The 18591-nt window shown below is 60.4% G+C and carries 21 protein-coding genes and 1 pseudogene; 12 read left to right on the forward strand and 10 right to left on the reverse strand.

Annotation, left to right across the window (positions count from 1 at the left end; genetic code table 11):
• Positions 1 to 175: 175 nt before the first annotated feature.
• Positions 176 to 421 (forward strand): WGR domain-containing protein, encoded by a 246-nt coding sequence (locus M2267_RS29060; protein WP_429119416.1) that lies wholly within the window; start codon positions 176 to 178, stop codon positions 419 to 421.
• A 219-nt stretch (positions 422 to 640) separates the two neighbouring features.
• Here the strand turns inward: M2267_RS29060 and M2267_RS29065 are convergent, their stop codons facing one another.
• A complete protein-coding gene (locus tag M2267_RS29065) occupies positions 641 to 1855 on the reverse strand; it encodes an ArdC family protein (protein ID WP_429119365.1) in 1215 nt (404 codons plus the stop codon).
• A gap of 400 nt (positions 1856 to 2255) precedes the next feature.
• Positions 2256 to 3146 (reverse strand): LysR family transcriptional regulator, encoded by an 891-nt coding sequence (locus M2267_RS29070; RefSeq protein WP_429119366.1) that lies wholly within the window; start codon positions 3144 to 3146, stop codon positions 2256 to 2258.
• A gap of 118 nt (positions 3147 to 3264) precedes the next feature.
• Between M2267_RS29070 and M2267_RS29075 the strand changes: the two genes are divergently transcribed.
• The 4 genes from M2267_RS29075 to M2267_RS29090 all read left to right on the forward strand — a co-directional run bounded on the left by M2267_RS29075 (position 3265) and on the right by M2267_RS29090 (position 7559).
• A complete protein-coding gene (locus M2267_RS29075; protein WP_113554551.1) occupies positions 3265 to 3480 on the forward strand; it encodes a helix-turn-helix domain-containing protein in 216 nt (71 codons plus the stop codon).
• Between the two features lie 725 nt (positions 3481 to 4205).
• On the forward strand, positions 4206 to 5780 hold the full coding sequence (locus M2267_RS29080; protein WP_429119367.1) for a recombinase family protein: 1575 nt from the start codon (positions 4206 to 4208) through the stop codon (positions 5778 to 5780).
• Complete coding sequence (locus tag M2267_RS29085) at positions 5780 to 6682, forward strand: plasmid partitioning protein RepB C-terminal domain-containing protein (RefSeq protein ID WP_429119368.1); 903 nt, start codon at positions 5780 to 5782, stop codon at positions 6680 to 6682. Before M2267_RS29080 ends, M2267_RS29085 begins: the two co-directional genes overlap by 1 nt.
• Positions 6669 to 7559, forward strand: coding sequence for a plasmid partitioning protein RepB C-terminal domain-containing protein (locus tag M2267_RS29090; protein ID WP_113294988.1), 891 nt, complete (start codon positions 6669 to 6671; stop codon positions 7557 to 7559). Before M2267_RS29085 ends, M2267_RS29090 begins: the two co-directional genes overlap by 14 nt.
• A gap of 56 nt (positions 7560 to 7615) precedes the next feature.
• On the opposite strand, the gene M2267_RS29095 is transcribed toward M2267_RS29090, so the two are convergent.
• Together M2267_RS29095 and M2267_RS29100 are read right to left on the reverse strand one after the other, a co-directional pair.
• Positions 7616 to 7897: a hypothetical protein gene (locus M2267_RS29095; protein ID WP_110819764.1), complete on the reverse strand. Its 282-nt coding sequence runs from the start codon at positions 7895 to 7897 to the stop codon at positions 7616 to 7618.
• A gap of 118 nt (positions 7898 to 8015) precedes the next feature.
• Positions 8016 to 9170 (reverse strand): amidohydrolase, encoded by a 1155-nt coding sequence (locus M2267_RS29100; RefSeq protein WP_192439140.1) that lies wholly within the window; start codon positions 9168 to 9170, stop codon positions 8016 to 8018.
• A gap of 192 nt (positions 9171 to 9362) precedes the next feature.
• Here M2267_RS29100 and M2267_RS29105 point away from each other — a divergent pair.
• Positions 9363 to 9563, forward strand: a pseudogene (locus M2267_RS29105) (integrase); the annotation flags it as partial.
• 176 nt (positions 9564 to 9739) lie between these two features.
• On the opposite strand, the gene M2267_RS29110 reads toward M2267_RS29105, so the two are convergent.
• Together M2267_RS29110 and M2267_RS29115 are read right to left on the reverse strand one after the other, a co-directional pair.
• On the reverse strand, positions 9740 to 9940 hold the full coding sequence (locus M2267_RS29110; RefSeq protein ID WP_429119369.1) for a hypothetical protein: 201 nt from the start codon (positions 9938 to 9940) through the stop codon (positions 9740 to 9742).
• Between the two features lie 16 nt (positions 9941 to 9956).
• On the reverse strand, positions 9957 to 10175 hold the full coding sequence (locus tag M2267_RS29115) for a cold-shock protein (protein ID WP_429119417.1): 219 nt from the start codon (positions 10173 to 10175) through the stop codon (positions 9957 to 9959).
• 92 nt (positions 10176 to 10267) lie between these two features.
• Here M2267_RS29115 and M2267_RS29120 point away from each other — a divergent pair, with 92 nt between their 5' ends.
• Entirely contained in the window at positions 10268 to 10435 is a 168-nt protein-coding gene (locus tag M2267_RS29120) for a hypothetical protein (RefSeq protein WP_110819761.1), read from the forward strand.
• Between the two features lie 95 nt (positions 10436 to 10530).
• Here M2267_RS29120 and M2267_RS29125 read toward each other — a convergent pair whose 3' ends face one another.
• Both M2267_RS29125 and M2267_RS29130 read right to left on the reverse strand, forming a co-directional pair.
• Complete coding sequence (locus M2267_RS29125; RefSeq protein WP_060521018.1) at positions 10531 to 10806, reverse strand: hypothetical protein; 276 nt, start codon at positions 10804 to 10806, stop codon at positions 10531 to 10533.
• 119 nt (positions 10807 to 10925) lie between these two features.
• On the reverse strand, positions 10926 to 12029 hold the full coding sequence (locus M2267_RS29130; protein WP_429119370.1) for a DUF475 domain-containing protein: 1104 nt from the start codon (positions 12027 to 12029) through the stop codon (positions 10926 to 10928).
• A gap of 457 nt (positions 12030 to 12486) precedes the next feature.
• Here M2267_RS29130 and M2267_RS29135 point away from each other — a divergent pair, with 457 nt between their 5' ends.
• From M2267_RS29135 to M2267_RS29145, 3 genes are all read left to right on the forward strand, one after another.
• Positions 12487 to 13395, forward strand: a complete 909-nt coding sequence (locus tag M2267_RS29135; protein WP_429119371.1) for a DMT family transporter — start codon at positions 12487 to 12489, stop codon at positions 13393 to 13395.
• A 76-nt stretch (positions 13396 to 13471) separates the two neighbouring features.
• Entirely contained in the window at positions 13472 to 13867 is a 396-nt protein-coding gene (locus M2267_RS29140; RefSeq protein ID WP_429119372.1) for a VOC family protein, read from the forward strand.
• Positions 13868 to 13992: 125 nt separating this feature from the next.
• Complete coding sequence (locus tag M2267_RS29145) at positions 13993 to 14772, forward strand: ABC transporter substrate-binding protein (protein ID WP_429119373.1); 780 nt, start codon at positions 13993 to 13995, stop codon at positions 14770 to 14772.
• Between the two features lie 74 nt (positions 14773 to 14846).
• Here the strand turns inward: M2267_RS29145 and M2267_RS29150 are convergent, their stop codons facing one another.
• Positions 14847 to 15905 carry a GNAT family N-acetyltransferase gene (locus tag M2267_RS29150; RefSeq protein ID WP_429119374.1) on the reverse strand — a complete coding sequence of 353 codons (1059 nt, stop codon included), beginning with the start codon at positions 15903 to 15905 and terminating at the stop codon, positions 14847 to 14849.
• A 349-nt stretch (positions 15906 to 16254) separates the two neighbouring features.
• Between M2267_RS29150 and M2267_RS29155 the strand changes: the two genes are divergently transcribed.
• Complete coding sequence (locus M2267_RS29155; protein WP_429119375.1) at positions 16255 to 17004, forward strand: SDR family oxidoreductase; 750 nt, start codon at positions 16255 to 16257, stop codon at positions 17002 to 17004.
• Between the two features lie 127 nt (positions 17005 to 17131).
• Here M2267_RS29155 and M2267_RS29160 read toward each other — a convergent pair whose 3' ends face one another.
• On the reverse strand, positions 17132 to 17992 hold the full coding sequence (locus M2267_RS29160; protein ID WP_429119376.1) for a LysR substrate-binding domain-containing protein: 861 nt from the start codon (positions 17990 to 17992) through the stop codon (positions 17132 to 17134).
• Between the two features lie 110 nt (positions 17993 to 18102).
• On the opposite strand from M2267_RS29160, the gene M2267_RS29165 reads away from it, so the two are divergent.
• Positions 18103 to 18513, forward strand: a complete 411-nt coding sequence (locus M2267_RS29165) for a tautomerase family protein (protein ID WP_429119377.1) — start codon at positions 18103 to 18105, stop codon at positions 18511 to 18513.
• Positions 18514 to 18591 lie beyond the last annotated feature (78 nt).

The following is an 18591-nucleotide window of genomic DNA, read 5'->3' on the forward strand; positions in this document are numbered from 1 at the left end:
GTCCGGCTTCAAATCGGAATCGTGTCCGGTATGCGATCGGAATACCTGTCCGGCTTCAGATTGGAATAGCCGTCCGGCATCATCGGAATACGCAGTCCATCACGAAAATGAATCGGTGAGGCCTGATCGATTCAAAAGTGTCGTTGGACAGGCGCGCTCGCACGCGCGACTCTGCATGCATAATCACACAGCCCTACCACCTGTACGTCGAACGCAAGAACGCGACCCGGAACCTGGCGCGTTTCGACGCGATCGAGATCGTGGCGCGCTCTTCGGTAACGTTTGCCTCAGGCGTCGTTGCGGACGGATCGGAGCCCGCGGGCAATCGGTGGATGATCACTTCAAAGACGAGAAGCAAGCGGTCTCGCTCTTTTTTCATCTCGCGCGACGAAGGCTCCGGCGCGGATATCCACCGCGGTAGCCAGAATGAAAACCCGGGGCGTAGTTGTGCTACGCCTGAAATTTCGCCCGCAGCGCCAGCTGCGGGCCGATTTTTTTGAGCACGACAGGTCGTTTCCCCAATTGCGGTATCGCGATCACGGCGCAGCAGGCGTAGTAACGTTCACACGGTGGTGACCGTGGGGATATTCGGGACACCGATACGAGGCGGCGCACTCGAATATCCCTTGGTTGTCTCTGCTCATGCGGCGCTCTGAGCAGACGCAGTTTCGTGATCGGTATGCGTGGCCGCCGCTGTCTGCAGCCCATGCAAGAATCCGACGGCGCGTTCGGCATGGGCGGCCATCTGGAAGACGGCGCGCTTGTCGTTCTTCAGGACCTTCAGCCAGGAAGCAATGTAGGCGGCGTGATCCTCGCGCGGCTCGATCGCAAGTCCGAGATCGGCAGCCAGAAACACGGCTCCAAGTTCGGCAACGAGCTCCTCCTTCGCATAGCCTTCATCGCCCCACTTCTCGCGCCCGAGATCGCGATCAAGCCGCGTCCGGTTCATCGTCCAATGGACGCACTCATGTCCGAGCGTCGTTGCGTGGGCCTCGGCTGAAACAAAAGACTGGAAAGGCGGCATCTGAATAAAATCGCCACCGAGATGGTAGAACGCCCTGTTGCCACCTTCCCGGATATCGGCGCCGAGGCCCGCGAAAAACCGGTCGGCCGCCTCAATACGCTCGTTCATCGTCGCCGAGGCTCCCGCCGGCTTTGCATGGAAGCGCTCAGGTATCCCGTCGATCTGATCGGCATTGAAAACACTGTATCCCTTCATGAAAGGAATACGACGGTCGACTTCTGCGCCTTCGTCGTCGGTTTCTTTGCGATCAATGGCGTTGGCATAGACGACAAGCGTTCCCTTCTCACCCTTGCGCACATTGCCGCCGATTTCCTGCGCCTGCCGAAACGTCATCCAGTAGCTTGAACTGTAGCCGTGTTCGGCAGCCGTCATCCAAAGCAGGACCGTGTTGATGCCGCGATAGGCAACGCCGTTGTGCCGCAGCGGCCGGACGGGCGACCCACAAGCACCCCATGGCTGCATCCACGGCCGCGTGCCGCCCTCCAACTGCTCGATGATGCGCTGGGTGACGCGCTCATAGATGTCACTGACACCAGTCGTGGTCTCGTTTGCTTTTGCCTTGCCCATGTCCTTGCCCTTTCCGTGGTCTCGCGAAGCGGGAGCCCTTCGCTCCTGCTTCCGAGCTCGTGCGGAACAGCGAGGGATTGGGGTGCAAGCGCCTGCGCGGGGAACCGGCTGCACGGAACGGAACGTCAGTGGAGTGGAGGAAGCTGGGCGGCAGGTGCTTGAAGGGGCGAAGGGGGCAGAGCCCCCCGGCCCCTCCCCTTCAAGAAAGGTGGCGGCATAAGCCGCACAACAGAAAATCACCACGTCCGACGAGACGAGGATCAATCGCGCTCGCCTGGCCGACTTGCCACAGTCTCGGCGATCGACGGAGGAGGCCTTCTGTGTGACGGTCAGAATGTCAGCTATGACGTCGGCCAGGACCGCATGACCGGAAAAACGAGAGCTGAGAACGCCAGGTCCGTCTGAGCCGCCCGTCAATCCGACCGATACGAGCATCGGGCAAGCGACCAGAGCGACCGCGGTAAAGCGGAACAGCGCTTTACCGCCTTGATCGTCTCGGGGCGCACCAGGGCGCTAGGCATTCGAAATTTGCGACAATATACTTGTAATTGCTCACCTACAAAGCACACGTTAGAGATGAATCTCGCTCCCCTGTGAAGGCTCAAGCATTTGCATGAGGCCACAACCGACTACGGTCAGCGTCCCCTCGTTTTGCTCCCTCTCCTCACTTGACCGGCCGCGCCAGCGACCGGGCAATGTCGATGATGTCGTCCCGTGACGCTGTTGGGTCTTCCTTGCTCCAAGCAACCCCAAGCCCGATCTTGAGATCGACGCCGCGCACGGGCCGTAGCTCGAAGTTGCGGTTCGGCAGATCCTTCGTCCATTCCGGAGCAAAACCGACACCAAGGCCGGCGGAGACGAGTGAGACCAGCGAGAAGGTGTCATCACAGCTGTACGCAATGTTGCCGGTCAGCCCATGGGTCTCGAACATCTCGGAGAAATACCGCTCGGAATAGGAGAGGTTCTGACGGGAAAAGGCGATGATCTTCTCTCCCCTCAGGTCATCGATGTCGATCTCGCTTCGAAGCGCCAGCGGACTGTTCTTCCCGACCGCCAGCAGATAGCGCTCATGCGCAATCGAGAAGAAGCGCAAGGAACCGATGTTTTCGACCGGACGGATGAAGCCGAGATTGATCTGGCCGTTCTCTAATCCGCGAATGATGTCGCTGGTCGAGCCGCTCGTCACATGCAGCGCGACATCCGGAAACTTCCGGCCGATACGAGAAAGAAACGCCGGCAGCACGCCGATAGTCGCTGGATAGACGGTTCCGATCTTGATCGTCCGCGCCCCTTTGCCGGCCACCGATCGCGCGACATCCATCGAAAGCCCGACATCACCAATAATCCGGACCGCCCGATCGTAGAACGCCTCCCCTGCCCGCGTGAGTTCGACCCGACGCGTCGACCGATCCAGCAGCCGAACCCCCAGCTCCTTCTCCAACGCCTGGATGTGCGCACTCAACGCCGGCTGGGCGATGCACATGCGCGCCGCCGCTCGATTGAAGTGCAGTTCCTCGGCCACCGCAACGAAGAACGAGAGTTGGCGCAGTTCCATCGTCTTTCCTCACTGGCGCGGATGCACACGGAGAAGACGGGATCAGACCGTCCCGGATGCTCCGATTGTCGAGAATACTCCGTGGATGAATACTCGACAAGTCCGCTGTGCTGAATGCATGGACATTCGAGAGATTTTCGCGAAGAACTTAAGGTTGGCACGCCAGGCAAAGGGCTTGTCGCAGGAGGAGCTTGCGCACCGCGCTGATATTGACCGCACCTACATCAGCTCTCTCGAACGATGTGTCTACAGCCCCAGTATCGAAGTGCTTGATCGCCTCGCGCAGGCTTTGGGGGTCGAGGCGGCCGATCTGATTAAGTCGCAGGAGAAGTAGCTTCCCGGCTTCCCACGCTATCAGTTTCAGTAGTTACATTATGCGATCATTTTGGCCTGAACCGTGAACAGTTCGGCAACGCGCTGTGGAATAGCGTCGTAACCCGAAGTCGCGCTAGCGGCCGGAAACTGGTTCGTCCATGCTAAATCGCTTAACGCGCCCGTGCTAGTCACGCGTGCCGGATCGAATTTCCGCTGACGTTGTTGTGCAGGACGACAACGAAAAAGGAAACAGCCACTGATTTTGAAGTCACTCGGGGTTGGTTGGTCAGCGGCCACGCACGGGTTCTGGGGTGTCGCCCTACCGGTTAACTTCGCAGTGCTTTTAGTATTGCACTGGCGCGCGCCAATGAGGCTTCGGCGGCTCGCAACTCAAGGGAGACCGAAAGTAGGTCTCGGCACGCCAGCGAGAGCACAACCTGCAACACCTTGTCGGAGTGCCTGGCCAGCAGAATGAGATGCCATCCGTCGGGTGCACGATCACCGGCTAACCAATACTTCGCCGTCCGACCACTCGCGCCTGTCCAGCGCATGATCGTCTTTATCGCACGGCCTCCCCCACCCAAGTCTTGATGCAGTGCCGCAGCAATGGCGGCAACGTAGTCGTCTCTAGCGGCGCGCGTTGGCGTTGGAACAATTGTGCCCGTATTCGGAACCATACTGCCCACCTCCCCGGTCTATACTCCGACATTCTGACCTCAACCACACGTGATTTACCGGCACGTCATGGTCATCGTTTGGACTGACAACGGCGACGAACAACCACCTCCGAGCGAGCGACCCGAGGTTCGCGCGGCTGCCTACGTTCGGATGTCGACCGAGCATCAAAAGTATTCGACCGACAATCAGCTCGCCGCCATCGGACGCTACGCTGCCAAACACCACTTCGAAATCGTGCGGACCTACGCCGACGAAGGCAAAAGCGGTTTGAGGCTCGTTGGGAGAGATGCACTGCAGGCGCTGCTTCGGGATGTTGAGGAGGAGGCCGACTATGAAGCCATCCTTGTCTACGATGTCAGCCGATGGGGTCGGTTCCAGGATCCTGACGAGGCGGCAGAAATCGAACTGCGCTGCAAACGTCAGGGCATTCGCGTGCACTACTGCGCCGAGCAGTTCAGCAATGACGGCAGCATCGGCTCTTCAATCATAAAGACCGTCAAGCGGGCGATGGCCGGCGAATATAGCCGCGAACTCTCAGTGAAAGTCTTCGCCGGCCAGGCAAATCTCATCCGGCTCGGCTTTCGCCAGGGCGGCGCTCCCGGGTACGGCCTAAGGCGTCGTCTTGTAGACCAGGCAGGGAACTCCAAGGCGCTTCTCACGCGAGGAGAGCATAAAAGCATCGCCACCGATCGCGTCATCCTCGTACCTGGTCCCTCAGACGAAATACGCGCGGTTCGCCAAATGTATGAGCTGTTCGTGGGTGAAGGACGCACCGAGGCCGAGATCGCCGAGGCCTTGAACAAGCAGGGCCTATGCACCGATTTGGGGCGTCCATGGTCCCGCGGATCGGTACATCAAGTCCTAATCAATGAGAAATATGTCGGGAACAACGTTTGGGGTCGAACCTCTTTCAAGCTGAAGCAGGAGCACGTGAAGAACCCCGAAGCGATTTGGGTTCGAGCCGACGGTGCGTTTGAGGCAATCGTCGACCTCGAGACCTTCTGCAAAGCACGTGAAATCATCGCGGCAAGGTCCGCACGGTTGTCTGATGAGGCCATGCTCGACAAATTGGCGACAGTGCTTGCGCACCACGGATATCTGACGGGATTAATCATCGACGAGTCGGAGGACTGTCCCTCGAGCAGTTCATACGCTGGGCGGTTCGGCACGCTTCTCAGAGCCTACGCCTTGGTCGGGTTTATCCCCGATCACGACTATCGCTATCTGGAGATTAACCGAGCTCTCCGCCGTCTGTTTCCTGACGTGCTGGCGACAATCGTCGCCGGCCTTCAATCAGCAGGTGGCACCGTTTCTCGTCACTCCGGCACGGATCTCCTGACGATCAATAGCGAGTTTACCGCCTCCGTCTTGATCTCACGATGCTTCCAGACGAGTGCGGGCACGTTGCGATGGAAGGTGCGACTGGACGCGGCCCTCAAGCCCGACGTGACGGTGGTGGTACGCATGGATGCGGAAAATGCCACGCCCTATGACTATTACCTACTTCCGCTGCTCGATATGCACGAGGCCGTTCTGCGCCTCTTTGACAGCAACGGACTATCCCTTGACGCCTACCGATGCGAATCGCTTGAGCGCTTCTATGCAATGGCCTCTCGCACGAGCCTTTCGGAGGTTGCCTAATGGTTGCAGTTCCAGCTCAGAAGATCGAAATGATCCCGATCGAGCGGGTGGTTGTGGTCAATCCGCGAATTCGCAACAAAAAACAGTTCAAGGAGATCATCGCCAACATCGGCCAAATTGGCCTGAAGCGGCCGATCACGGTAACACGCCGAATGGATTCGGAGGGCCCGTTCTACGATCTTGTGTGCGGACAAGGTCGTCTTGAGGCCTTCATTGCCCTGGATCAAAAGGAAGTACCCGCAATCGTCGTGAATGCAAACTCGCAGGATTGCCTGGTCGCGAGTCTTGTCGAGAACTGCGCACGGCGACGACATCGCGCCCTTGACCTTCTGCGTGATATCGGCGGTATGAAGGAGCGTGGACACAATGTCCCTGCTATCGCTCGGATGACGGGATTGTCGACCGAATACGTTTATGCGGTCGTCCGTCTGTTGGAAAAGGGCGAAGAACGCCTTCTGCGAGCCGCGGAAGCCGGGCAAATCCCATTCACTGTCGCATTGGAGATTGCTGAGGCTGAAGACCATGAGGTGCAGTCCGCTCTTCAAACTGCCTATGAAAACAAGCTTCTACGCGGCAAAAAGCTGATGGTTGCCAAACGGATTGTCGAATCACGCCGCAGTCAAGGGAAATCGCTCAACTATCGGCACAGCCCTTCCCCAAAATCCATCTCTTCGGAGGCCTTGCTGCGCGCATTCCAGGACGATGCTGACCGCAAGCGGATTCTCATTCGGCGAGCCGAGGCTGCAAAAGCGCGCCTGACCTTCATCACAGAAGCCGTGCGTCGGCTGATCTCGGACATCGCATTCAAGAACATTTTGGAGGAAGAAGGCCTCATCAGCCTTCCGGAGGCGCTCGCCAAGCGACTTACCGCCGAGAAGGGGTCGCAGCATGAAAGACACTGACCCCAGAAAACCTGTTTCGCTTGCGTTCGAGACCACGAGCCTGCGCATTCCCGTCGCGGAGATCTCACCACTCAAGGAACTCACCCAAACGGCAATCCGGTCGATCAAATACACCCAAATTGCAGCGTCGATTGCTGAGCTCGGTCTGATTGAGCCGCCCGTTGTCATCCGCGACCGCGAGGACCCCGCCGTCTTTCATTTGCTCGACGGCCATGTTCGTCTCGACGTGCTCAAAAAGCTTGGCCAAAGTGAAGTCGTTTGTCTGGTTGCGACGGAAGACGAGGCCTTCACCTATAATCGGCGCGTTAGCCGGCTGGCGACGATCCAGGAACATAAAATGATCCTGACTGCGATCGAGAAGGGCGTTTCAGAAGAGAGAATAGCACGCGTCCTCAACGTCAACCCTTCCAGCATTCGGCAAAAGAAGAACCTGCTCGATGGTATCTGCCCGGAGGCGGTAGAGCTGTTCAAGGACAAACACGTGCCGATCAACACGCTTGTCCAGTTCAAGAAGTTGAAGCCGCTGCGCCAGATCGAGGCGGCCCAACTGATGGCGGCAATGAACAAGTACACGATCGCCTATGCTCGCTCGCTGGTCGCAGCAACCCCAGAAGCCATGCTCGTGCGCCCGAAAAAGCCCATCAGAGGCCTAACCGTGGACCAAATCGCCTTGATGGAGAACGAAGCAGCCAGCCTTGACCGTGAATTCAAGGCGATCGAACATGACTATGGAACGGATCATCTCGATCTCGTGCTGACGACTGGGTATCTGGCCCGCCTACTCAGCAACGCGCGCGTCATTGGCTACCTCGCACAGAAATTCCCCGATATCTTGGCAGAGTTCCAAAAGATTTCGGAACTTCGGAAGGCGGCTTAGAGATCAACGTCCTGTTTTGTCCGCATCGCCAGCGGGAAATCTCTGCCCGCGATGTTCTATCTGCCCTCCCGCCTGGTGCACTGGTTCTCCTGCTTGATGCAGGCGATCTCCGCCGTCGAGCATTCGGCGACGCCGTTGACGACCGCACAATGCGAGCACTGATCGGTGAACTCCAGGCAATCCGGATTGGCCTTGATGAAGTCCTGAAGGTTGGCATTTTCGGTCTGTCGCGGCTCGGGAACGGCGTCGCCAACGGGCGCATCCGCCGCATGAGCGGTCGCCAGTCCCGTCGTGGCCATCGCTAGGCAAAGCGCGACACGAAAGCTGAAATGCCTCATTCCCGCTCCTTTGAGAAAGAGAAACAGTACCGGAAAGGCCTCAACATTTTTCCGTCCCGGGCTACACGTTTTCAGAGAGTGCCGTCCCGGCGGTCGCAGCGCAAGCGGCGACGAGCTCTCACCCCAGTTCGTTGCGGATCGCGCGCATGAAGACCTTGGCGCCAATGCCGATCAGGTCGTCGGGAAAGTCATAGTCCGGATTGTGCAGCCGCGCATGGTTTTCACCGGCGCCGAGGAAGAACATCGCGGCTGGCGCAACGCGCCCGAACAGGCCGAAATCCTCCGAACCCTTCATCGGCAGCACGCCCTCGCCCTTGTCATGGCTGACGCCCTCCTCGTCCATGGCCCGCTCAAGCGCCGTCACGGCGCGTTCCGCATTGCTGCACTGGTGGAACACGTCCTCGTAGCTGATCGCTACCTTCAACCCGGCAGCACCGGCCACTTTCGCAACCAGCGCCTCGGCACGGGCGACGAGATCGGTCATGCGTTCGTCGGTGAGCGTCCTGAGCGTCACCCAGATCTCGGCGTAGCCCGGGCTGATGCCGAAGGCGGCTTCGCCGAGACGCGCATGCGTCACCGTGACAAGCGTGTAATCGCGGTCAAGCGGCCCGTTGTTGCCAAGCGCCGTCAACCCGGAAAGCAACTCGGCCATCGCAAAGGTCGGCGCGACCCCGTCCTCCGGCGTCGAAGCATGCGCGGTCTTGCCGGAAAGCGATATCCGCATGCCGCGCGAGGCGCAATTGACCGGACCGCTGCGAAGCGCGGCATGGCCGAAGCTCAATCCCGGAAAATTGTGCAGCGAAAAGACGAGATCCGGCCTAATCTCTGAAAACTTCGGATCGGCAAGCACGGCAGCAGCACCGGCGCCGTTTTCCTCCGCCGGCTGGAACATCAGGATAGCCCTGCCTTTGGCCGGCCGCTTCTGCGCTAACACTTTGGCGAGCGCCATCAGGATCGTCATGTGCCCATCATGGCCGCAGAGATGCCCCTTGCCCGCAATCTCGGAACGATGGGCGACCTGTGAAATCTCCTCGATCGGCAGCCCGTCGAGCTCGGCCCGCACCATCACCGTCGGCCCCGGTTCGCGCCCTTCATAGATCGCCGCCACCCCGTGCCCGCCAAGACCGGTGATGACCGCATCTGGCTTCGTCTCGGCCAGCACCGCAACGATCGTTTCCGCCGTCTCGCTCTCCTCGCCCGAAACCTCCGGCCGCCGGTGCAGGTCGCGGCGAAACGCGGCAAGCGCCTCCAGTTCGTGCTCAATAAGATACAATATTGACCTCCGTTAGCGCTGTCCGCCATCTTAAAAACTCAGGCAGATACTAGCTTAAATCACCAATCCTCCACTGAATGAAGGGGCGCAAGGCAGTCGGCGTCGAGGATGCGTTGCAGCGAGATCACTCGCCACAGTTAGTTCAGAGCTTCCATGCTATTCTTGAGGGGATATCACAGTCAGTTAGACCCGCCGGAGACCGTTCGCCGCCGGCTGACAAGCCGGTCGATCCTAACCCGCTGGCGGGGCTTAAACGGTTCCTTCGACGGACCGTCGCTCAAGTCGGCGCTGCGTCTTGGCGTTCGCGCGAGCGGCCGGCCGCGGCAACGCAAGAGCAAAAAAGCGGTGACCGGCGATGTCCTGGAAAAGCTGCTGGACGCCAGCGAACGACTGGCGGCAAGCTATTACAACAACGCGGAACGAAAGAATGGACGAGCGGCCCGGCTCATCGTCCAGGCGGAGACTACGCGCCGAACAATGTATCGGCTCGCTTCTCAAACGACTCCCATTCTTCTCGCTCCGCTTCGCCTTCGATCTGTCGCGCGCGCCCGTGGCTATTGCGACCCGGATCAAGGGACACCATCTCTGCCTTCAGTTTGATGCGAGCGTTGGAGGTCGGCGGCGCGATCGGCATTCTGGCGGGGATCGTAGAACATGCCAATTGGCGCACCGGCCGCCTTGCGTTCCGCTTCCAACTGCGCGGCCAGTTCGGCTTTAGCCGCAAAGCATTGTCTCATCACGACGATGAGTTCACGGTCTTCAGTTTCCATGAAACCTCCCGCATGTTCAGATCGGCCTCCAATTGTCCGCCGACATCGCGCCTGACTTGCGATCCGCCGCCAGTTCGTAGGTAATCTTCTGACCATCTTTCAGCTCTCGCAGCCCCGCCGCTCTCCCGCAAAAAATGTGGACGAAGACATCAGCACCGCCTTCATCCAGCTGGATGAAGCCGAAACCCTTTTGTTCGACGCCTGTCGGTCGCAAGTTCAAGCAGCCTGCTTCCATTGCATGGCTGGCGTGCTTCATTGTGCATTGCAAAAAGACCGGCTGAACCCCATCTTTTGCTCATCAAAGAGTAAACGAAAGCGAGCAAGAAGATGACTACCACAACTTATCACAAGGGTTTCATCGGTCGTGCATTCGCAGTTCTCGGCGCTGCTAGCGCTGCCGCCGCGGCTGTTGAAGGTCACCGCCGCCCGAAGGCAAGCGACCTGCGCACGCTGGGCATTGATCCGGCGAACTTCCCGGACACGCGCCGCGGCTAACAAATTCCAGCGCCCCGAGGGGCGCGTTATCCTCCCAAGGATCAAAAAACGGCTCGGGGTCGAGAGACCACCGGGCCGCTTTGCATTTGAAGGTATCAGCGAGATTTTGCGAACGGCAGGAAATCCCGCAATCGCGTCCGAAGGATCTGGGACCAAGGAACCTCGGCATCGATTGCTGCGTAGCCGGCCCGCGTCAGCGAGAACTCGACACGACCGGCACTGTCTTGCCGACGGATCATGTACTGCATGTTGAGCGCACGGAAGACCGCCGCATGCAGGTCCTGCGGCCAATCGACGTCTTCGGCCGGCACGCGATGGGCACCTGCCCTGTATAGCTCCTCAAGCACATTCTTCAGATCGTCAGCCAGCATTCGTTACTTATCCGGTCTACTGTCTGATTTGGCAACGCGACGCGATCGATCCGGGCCCAAAGAAAAATGGCCCGGCGTTTCCGCCGGGCCGTTTCCGATTTGAAAGGGAGGCTCTCCGCTTAGGCTTCCGCGCGAGCGCGCTCTTCCTGATGTGCGCCAGCAAGCTCTTCCTCGCGTTCCCGCTTGTTGTAGCGGATCGACGACCAGAGCGAGATGCCGATGAGCGCAGCACCACCGAGGCCGGTGATGACTTCCGGAATGTGGACGAGCGTCTGGAAGTACATGACCACCGAGAGGATCAGGATCGCATAGAACGCGCCGTGCTCCAGGTAGCGATATTCGCTGAGCGTACCCTTTTCGACGAGCATGATTGTCATCGAGCGCACATACATGGCACCGATGCCGAGGCCGATCGCGATGATGAAGAGGTTCTGCGTCAGCGCGAAGGCGCCGATAACGCCGTCGAACGAGAAGCTGGCATCGAGAACTTCGAGATAAAGGAAGGCACCGAAGCCGCCCTTTGCTGCAGCGCTCATGGTTTCCTGCTGCGCATCGAGCAGGCCACCGACCACTTCGACCACGAGGAAGGTCAGGAGGCCATAGATCGCCGAATAGACGAAGGTGTGAACGTCTGCCGGCTCAAGCAGCGTCGAGAAGCCGAGGATAAGCGCGAGGACAAACGCGATCTCGACGCCCTTGATGGTCGCAAAACGCGCCATCTTGGTTTCGACCCACTTGATCCAGTGCACGTCTTTCTCATGGTCGAAGAAGTAGCTGAGGCCGACCATCATCAGGAAGGTGCCGCCGAAAGCCGCGATCGGCAGGTGCGCGTCGTTCATGATGCGCGCGTATTCTTCCGGCTTGCTTGCCGCCAGAACGATCGCTTCGATCGGACCGATCTTCGCTGCGATAACGACGATCAAGAGCGGGAAGACGATACGCATGCCGAAGACGGCGATGAGAATGCCCCAGGTCAGGAAGCGATGCTGCCACTCGGGCGTCATGTCCTTGAGCTTGTTGGCATTGACGATCGCGTTATCGAATGACAGGGAGATTTCGAGCACCGCAAGCACGGTGCAGATGAAGAAGACGGAGGCCATGCCACCGATGGTGCCGGTCGACTGCCAGCCGAGCCAGGCGCCGAGCAAGAGGCCGACGCCGGTGACGATGAAGGCCCAGGTGAAATAGCCGAGCGCGCTCGAATGCGATTGAGGCTGGTTCATCGACGTGCCTCCTTCGCGCGGACGACGCCGGATTCGGTGAAAAGATGGGGTTTCAAAACAGAAATGCGCACGGCCGAAGGGGCACATGCGTGAGGCATGAGATCAGTTTTCATGAGAGCTAATCCGCCGGCTAATTTGCTGGCGGTACCGACATCACGAGAGCGCCGTAAAAACTCTCGCCAGAGGGGCCCGGCACCAGTGTTCGACCCGCGATCCGATGTCTGGACGGCGGGAACGATTGACTAATTAGCAGTGTCGGGCGGAACGTCAAGGGGGCCGCTTCGCGCTTTGACAAAGGATCACAAAACGGTTGTTACCAAGCTCTGCCTTGGTTCTGCTACCGCCCCTGGGCGCCCGAGCCGATTCATTCGCAAAACTTATGGTTCCATATGCACACGGCAATGGATCGGCCGCGCTGAATGTGGCATGGCGTGCGCAACTTATTGAAGGCCCTGACATGACCGTGATCTCCGCCCCCATAACCGCCCCGAACGCCGCCCGTACCGGCGTTCTCATCATGCTCTTGGGCATGCTGATGTTTTCGCTGAACGACGTCATGGGCAAGTGGCTGGTCGCGACCTACTCCGTCAGCCAGCTGATGGTGATCCGAAGCGTTGCGGCCCTTCTGTTCCTGTCGCCCTTCATTCTCAGGCGCGGCCTGCGCTCGATGTTCCAGGTCGAACGTCCCGGCCTCCAGGCTCTTCGCTCGCTGCTCTTTGCCATCGACGCCTCGGCCTTTTATTTCGCGGTCGCCTACATGCCGCTTGCCGATACCATGACCTACTGGCTGGCAGCGCCGATCTATGTGGCGGCGGCCTCGCCGTTCCTGCTTGGCGAGAAGGTCGGCTGGCGGCGCTGGACGGCGATCCTCATCGGCTTTGCCGGCGTCTTGATCGCGCTCGAACCCTCCAAGGAAAGCCTCGGCCTTCCGGCCCTGATTGCGCTTGCCGGCAGCACCGCCTTCGCCTTTGCCCTCATGCTCGGTCGCACGCTTCGCTCCACGCCTGACACCACGCTGGTCTTCTGGCAGATCGTCGGCGCGCTCATCTTCTCGCTCGTCGGCGTTGCCGCCAATCCCTCCGGCTGGGCACCGGTCGATGGCGAGGCGCTGCTGCAGCTCGGAGCACTCGGCATCGTCGCAATGCTCGCGCATATCCTCGTCAATCGGTCGCTCAAGCTCGCCGATGCCGCCACCGTCGTCCCGCTGCAATATACGCTGCTCTTCTGGGCCGTCGTCTTCGGCTGGTTCTTCTTCGGCGACACACCACGTCCGACCGTGCTCGTCGGCGCGGCACTAATCGTCGCCTCGGGCCTCTTCATCTTCTTCCGCGAACAGCAGTTGAAGAAGCGAAAGGCAAAAGCCTGACCTCCACCCCCGGCGGGGTTCCATCATCGGCGACACTCTGCTACGCCGCCGAGGTCAAAGCGTGAAGGAGATGCCCGTGGCCAAAGCGATCCATTCGATGATCCGTGTTCTCGACGAGAAGCGATCGATCGATTTCTATCGTGTGGCCTTCGGGCTCGAAGTCGCCGAACGGCTGGAGTTCGAAACTTTTGTGCTGATCTATCTCAGCAACGAGGAAGGCGAATTCGAGCTGGAGCTGACGGTCAACAAGGACCGGACCGAGCCCTATGCGCTCGGTGACGGCTATGGCCATCTGGCGCTGTCGGTCGACGACCTCGGTGCCGAGCACCAGCGGTTGACGGACGCTGGCCTTAACCCGGGCAAGATCGTCGATTTCAACCGCGACGGCGCCCTGCTTGCGCGCTTCTTCTTCCTGGTCGATCCGGACGGTTACAAGGTCGAGGTACTGCAGCGCCACGGTCGCTACAAGTGACCGGGCGGGCCATGGCAATCAACGAAAACAATAGCGATTATCGCGCCTATCTATTTCGCTTATAGGCGAGCGCGACTTAGTCTTCCCTGGAAGCATCAAGAATGATGCACAACAGGGGAACGCGAATGAAGAAGCGGATTGCAGCAGCAGTGCTCGCCATCATGGCGACAACGGCGGTCACGGCCCAGGCCGCCGAGAAGATCAAGATCGGCACGGAGGGCGCCTATCCGCCCTTCAACTTCATCGATCCCGCCGGCAAGATCGGCGGCTTCGACGTCGATATCGGACTTGCGCTTTGCGAGCGCATGAAGGTCGAATGCGAAGTCGTTGCCCAGGACTGGGACGGCATCATTCCGGGTCTGGTCGCCAAGAAATACGACCTGATCATCGCCTCGATGTTCATCACCGAAGAACGCAAGAAGCAGGTCGCCTTCACCAACCCCTACTACCTGGCCGCCATGACCCATGCCGCCCCGAAGGGCGCCGGCATCACTGAGTTCACCAATGAAGCGCTCAAGGGCAAGGTGATCGGCGCGCAGTCGGGCACGACCCAGGCCGAATACATCACCGCCACCTATCCCGACGCGGAGATCAAGCTTTATCCGACCCAGGACGAGGCCAACCTCGACATGGTCAACGGCCGCCTCGACCTGCAGGTGGGCGACATGCTGCCGCTGCTCGACTGGGTGACGAAGAATGCCGACGGAAAGGCATGCTGCGAACTGATCGGCGAACCGATCACCGACAAGAAATTCGTCGGTGAAGGCGTCGGCATTGCCGTGCGCCAGGAGGACAACGACCTTCGCGAACGGCTGAACAAGGCGCTGGACGAAATCCGTGCCGACGGGACCTACAAGAAGATCAACGACAAGTACTTCACCATCGACGTCTATACGATGAAGTGACGCATGGATGGCCGGCCGACACGGCCCCTACGAAAGACCGGCCGCGCCCCAAGGGCGCGGCCGGCCTGTTATGGCTAGGCTTCGTTTACCGCGCGCTGCTTCGCCACGATCGCCTTGAATTCGGGATCGTCGACGAGCGATTGCACGGCCCAGTAGCCCTCGAGCCACTCGGCCTCGCCCTCCCAACCGCCATCGACAAGCTGGCGAAGATTGGCAAGCGCCCGGGTGCGGTCGCCGGCAAGCGCCCAGGCTCCGGTTGCGTGGAAGCGATACCAGTTGATGTGATCGCTTGCCCGCTCCAGATGCAGCCCCCATTCCCGGCAAGTATCGAGATCGAGATCGCCGACGTTCTCCGCCGGCAAGTTGCCGCTATAGGCGACATGCCGGTCGCGTTCGATGAGGCCGATGCCCCTGGCAATCGCGATCGATCCCTTGTTGGAGGCGTGCGTGTGCCATTCGATATCGGGCCGACCTCGCTTGACGCACTCGGCAATCGTCGCTGCCGCTGCCGCCTTGCCGAGCCCCAGGCGCCGATAGGCAGGCTCGGTCCCGACACCCACTTCGCAACGGGTGCCGCTGACGCTGTCGGTTGCGCAATGGCTGACGATGGATCCGTCGTGAAGGACGCAGAAGCCGATGGCGTTCTCCAGGAAGACTTCGGGGGAGGCCCAGCCTTCCATGAGATCGGTCACGGTCTCGATGTTGCCGGATCCCAGATCGAGCAGGGACTGGTCGATCGGCACGAGGCGGAAGCCGTCAGGCAACGCCGTCGCCGTGAGGCCATGACTTACTGCTGGCAAGCCCATCCTGACGCGCGGATGCGGGCGGGCGAAGCCATTGGACCAGATATCGCCCAGACGATTGGACCAGCGGTCTTCGACGAAGAAATAGGCCCAGTCGGGGATCAGTTCCTTCAGCTCGGCAAAGCTGTCGGCCGCCTCGTCCGGCACGCCCGCGAGATAGTAGGCATCGCCATTGGCGAGCAGCGCAACGCGCGGCTCTACCGCGCGATGGACCCAGACTTCACCTTCTATGATGCCGTCGAGTACGGCAGCGATGGCCACGTGGGTGGAGGAAAGGTCCTTTAGGAGGGATTGAGCAGCCGGATAGGCGGCTTGTTCGAGTAGAAACATGAAAATGCAATCCTGTTGCGGCGGGATATCCCATCCCTGCCGCCAGAAGAAAGAGTGGAGACGATCAGGTCGTCCCGTTTCAGACCGGCTTCAGCCGACCGGCGCACGGCGTTGGACACTGTCATCTTGCTACCTCTCTCTACCTGCGCCCTCGGATCGGGCGCGATTGCAATCGCCGAACTAGACAGCCGGGCCGTGCAGCGCAAGCGCTTTACGGTACCCGCGCCCGACTGGTCTGCGGTCCAGCGGGCTAGCGCCATTGGCGGCGGCAACGGCAGGCGCTAAAGCTCTCCTGCCCGGATTTGGTGTAGCCTCACCCCAGAATCGGCGGAAAGCATCGGAGACCGACATGTTCGACCTCAGCGGAATGACGGCATTGGTAACGGGCGGTGGCCGCGGTCTCGGCCTTGAAATGGCAAAGGCGCTCGCGCGGGCCGGCGCGGTCGTTACGATCAACGGCCGCAATGAAGCGGCCCTCGATCTGGCGCGCCACGAGGCCGCCGCCGAAGGCATCGCACTCGACCTTGTCGCCGGCGACGTTTCGAGGGATGCGGAAGAGATCGTCGCGGCGGCCGCGGCCAAGACCGGCCAACTCGACATCCTCATTCATGCCGTGGGCGAGCGCGATCGGCGTGGGACCGACGTCATGGACCCTGCGGCCTTTGCCGCCCTCGTCAACACGGACCTGACGGCCGCCTATGCCATGGCGCGCGCGGCACTTCCCCATTTTCGCCGATCCTCGTCCGCCCGGCTGATCTTCGTCACCTCCATCGCCGCCTCCGTGGCGCGGCCTGGCGACCCCGCCTATACCGCGGCCAAGGGTGGTCTCGATGCCCTCACCCGTTCGCTGGCGGTGGAGCTTGGATCGGCGACACTCACGGTCAATGCGATCGCGCCCGGCTGGTTTGCAACCGAGACCAATGCCGCCCTTGCCGCCGATCCGGCGCTGCAGGCCTTCGTCAATGTCCGCATTCCCCTGAAACGCTGGGGCCGACCGGAGGAGATCGCGCCAGCCGCCGTGTTCCTGGCCTCGCCCGTCGCCAGCTTCGTCAATGGCATCACCCTGACCGTGGACGGCGGTATGACCGCGCAGATGTGAGCGTCATCGTCGACAATTTTCCGGTGCAGCGGCGGCTTCGGATCTCGCTTTGTCGCTGTGTGCTCGGATCTGAAGTGCCCGTAGATCAGCGCGGCCGCGCCGCAGTCTTTCCGGGCGATCGTCGTCATCACCGCTCGATACCAACCGCCAAGCCTTCGGCAAGCAGTGCCGCCAGGCTCGACGCCGGCTTATCGGCCTTTGCTTTCAGCCGCAGGCTGAATTCCGCATTCGGCAATGCCGGTAGCGAAAGTGCCGGGGGTGCAAGCGCTATGCCTTCTCCGAGGAAGCGCGGCGTGCGCGCGGTAACGGCGATGCCGCTTCGCACCGCTGCGCGCAGACCAGAAAGGCTCGGGCTAGTCGCCGCGATGCGATAGTGGCGCCCCGCCTCGTCGAGGGCCGCCGTCGCAGCCGCGCGGAAGCCGCAAGGCGGATCCAGCACAGCAATCGGCAATTCGCCGTCAGCCATGGATGGAACATCCGATGCCGATAGCCACAGCATCGGTTCGCGCAGAATGGCGATCTCGTCAGGTGTCGGCCCTTCCCGCATCACGATCAGCACGTCGATCAGCCCCTGATCGTAGGCCGACGCCAGTTCACGGGACCGGCCGACCCTCAAGTCCAGCCGCACACGGGGGTGGGTGCGCCCAAAGCGGCGCAGGAGATCCGGCAAGTTGCTGTCGGCGAAATCCTGGGTGCAGCCAAGCGCCAGACGGCCGTCGGTGCTGGCGCCCTTGAGGCTCAGCCACGCGTCCCGGTGAACCTCGAGGATCCGGCGCGCATGAACGACCAGTTCCTCACCGGCCGGCGTCAGGATCCTCCCTCTGCCTGAGGGTGCAAGCAGCGGCTCGCCGATCATCGCTTCAAGGCGCTGCATCTGGGCGGTCACTGCCGAAGGTGTCCGCCCCACGGCCGCAGCCGCATTCGCGAGAGATCCGCTCTCGGCGAAAGCAAGAAAGGTGCGAAGCAGGTCAGGATCGAAGGTTTGCATTACTTCAATTTAGTCGAATTTATAATGCCAAACAATTCGATTTTTCCGAAGATAGGGGCATGGCAGATTGGGCTCACACAATAAATGGGAAACCCGAAAGGAACCAGCCAATGCCCATCATCAACGTCACCGTCAGCGGCAAGCCGGATCCGGCACTCTCGTCGCGGATTGCCGCCTCGGTCAGCGAACTGACAGCTGCCCACCTGCGCAAGGATCCGACGATCACAGCAATCGTCGTCACCTATGCGGACCCGGAACATTGGTTCGCCGGCGGAAAGTCGCTTGCCGAGCAGGATGCCAACGGCTTCTGGCTGGACATCAAGGTCGTCGACGGCACCAACACCAAGCAGGAAATGGCTGCCTATCTCGAAGCCATCTTCGGACGCTTTGAACAGTTGCTCGGGCGGGTGCACCACGAGAGCTACGTTCTCGTCCACGAGGTTTCGGCCGCCGCCTATGGTTATGGCGGTAAGACGCAGGAGTTCCGCTACATCAGCGGCAAGCTCAAATCCGGCATCTGAAGCCCTTCGGCCCGCTTTCTGCGGCCTTCATTCAGGCGCAGGCGAAGCCTGACCATGGCGAGCCGGTTACCCGGCAAA

It is taken from the genome of Ensifer sp. KUDG1, assembly GCF_050434285.1.
In the GTDB taxonomy this organism is placed as follows: Bacteria; Pseudomonadota; Alphaproteobacteria; order Rhizobiales; family Rhizobiaceae; genus Ensifer.

Coding starts and splice junctions, on each gene's coding strand:
- M2267_RS29060 (WP_429119416.1), top strand. CDS start 176: ATGCATAATCACACAGCCCTACCACCTGTACGTCGAACGCAAGAACGC.
- M2267_RS29070 (WP_429119366.1), bottom strand. CDS start 3,146: ATGGAACTGCGCCAACTCTCGTTCTTCGTTGCGGTGGCCGAGGAACTG.
- M2267_RS29075 (WP_113554551.1), top strand. CDS start 3,265: ATGGACATTCGAGAGATTTTCGCGAAGAACTTAAGGTTGGCACGCCAG.
- M2267_RS29080 (WP_429119367.1), top strand. CDS start 4,206: ATGGTCATCGTTTGGACTGACAACGGCGACGAACAACCACCTCCGAGC.
- M2267_RS29085 (WP_429119368.1), top strand. CDS start 5,780: ATGGTTGCAGTTCCAGCTCAGAAGATCGAAATGATCCCGATCGAGCGG.
- M2267_RS29090 (WP_113294988.1), top strand. CDS start 6,669: ATGAAAGACACTGACCCCAGAAAACCTGTTTCGCTTGCGTTCGAGACC.
- M2267_RS29095 (WP_110819764.1), bottom strand. CDS start 7,897: ATGAGGCATTTCAGCTTTCGTGTCGCGCTTTGCCTAGCGATGGCCACG.
- M2267_RS29110 (WP_429119369.1), bottom strand. CDS start 9,940: ATGGAAACTGAAGACCGTGAACTCATCGTCGTGATGAGACAATGCTTT.
- M2267_RS29115 (WP_429119417.1), bottom strand. CDS start 10,175: ATGGAAGCAGGCTGCTTGAACTTGCGACCGACAGGCGTCGAACAAAAG.
- M2267_RS29120 (WP_110819761.1), top strand. CDS start 10,268: ATGACTACCACAACTTATCACAAGGGTTTCATCGGTCGTGCATTCGCA.
- M2267_RS29125 (WP_060521018.1), bottom strand. CDS start 10,806: ATGCTGGCTGACGATCTGAAGAATGTGCTTGAGGAGCTATACAGGGCA.
- M2267_RS29130 (WP_429119370.1), bottom strand. CDS start 12,029: ATGAACCAGCCTCAATCGCATTCGAGCGCGCTCGGCTATTTCACCTGG.
- M2267_RS29135 (WP_429119371.1), top strand. CDS start 12,487: ATGACCGTGATCTCCGCCCCCATAACCGCCCCGAACGCCGCCCGTACC.
- M2267_RS29145 (WP_429119373.1), top strand. CDS start 13,993: ATGAAGAAGCGGATTGCAGCAGCAGTGCTCGCCATCATGGCGACAACG.
- M2267_RS29150 (WP_429119374.1), bottom strand. CDS start 15,905: ATGTTTCTACTCGAACAAGCCGCCTATCCGGCTGCTCAATCCCTCCTA.
- M2267_RS29155 (WP_429119375.1), top strand. CDS start 16,255: ATGTTCGACCTCAGCGGAATGACGGCATTGGTAACGGGCGGTGGCCGC.
- M2267_RS29160 (WP_429119376.1), bottom strand. CDS start 17,992: ATGCAAACCTTCGATCCTGACCTGCTTCGCACCTTTCTTGCTTTCGCC.
- M2267_RS29165 (WP_429119377.1), top strand. CDS start 18,103: ATGCCCATCATCAACGTCACCGTCAGCGGCAAGCCGGATCCGGCACTC.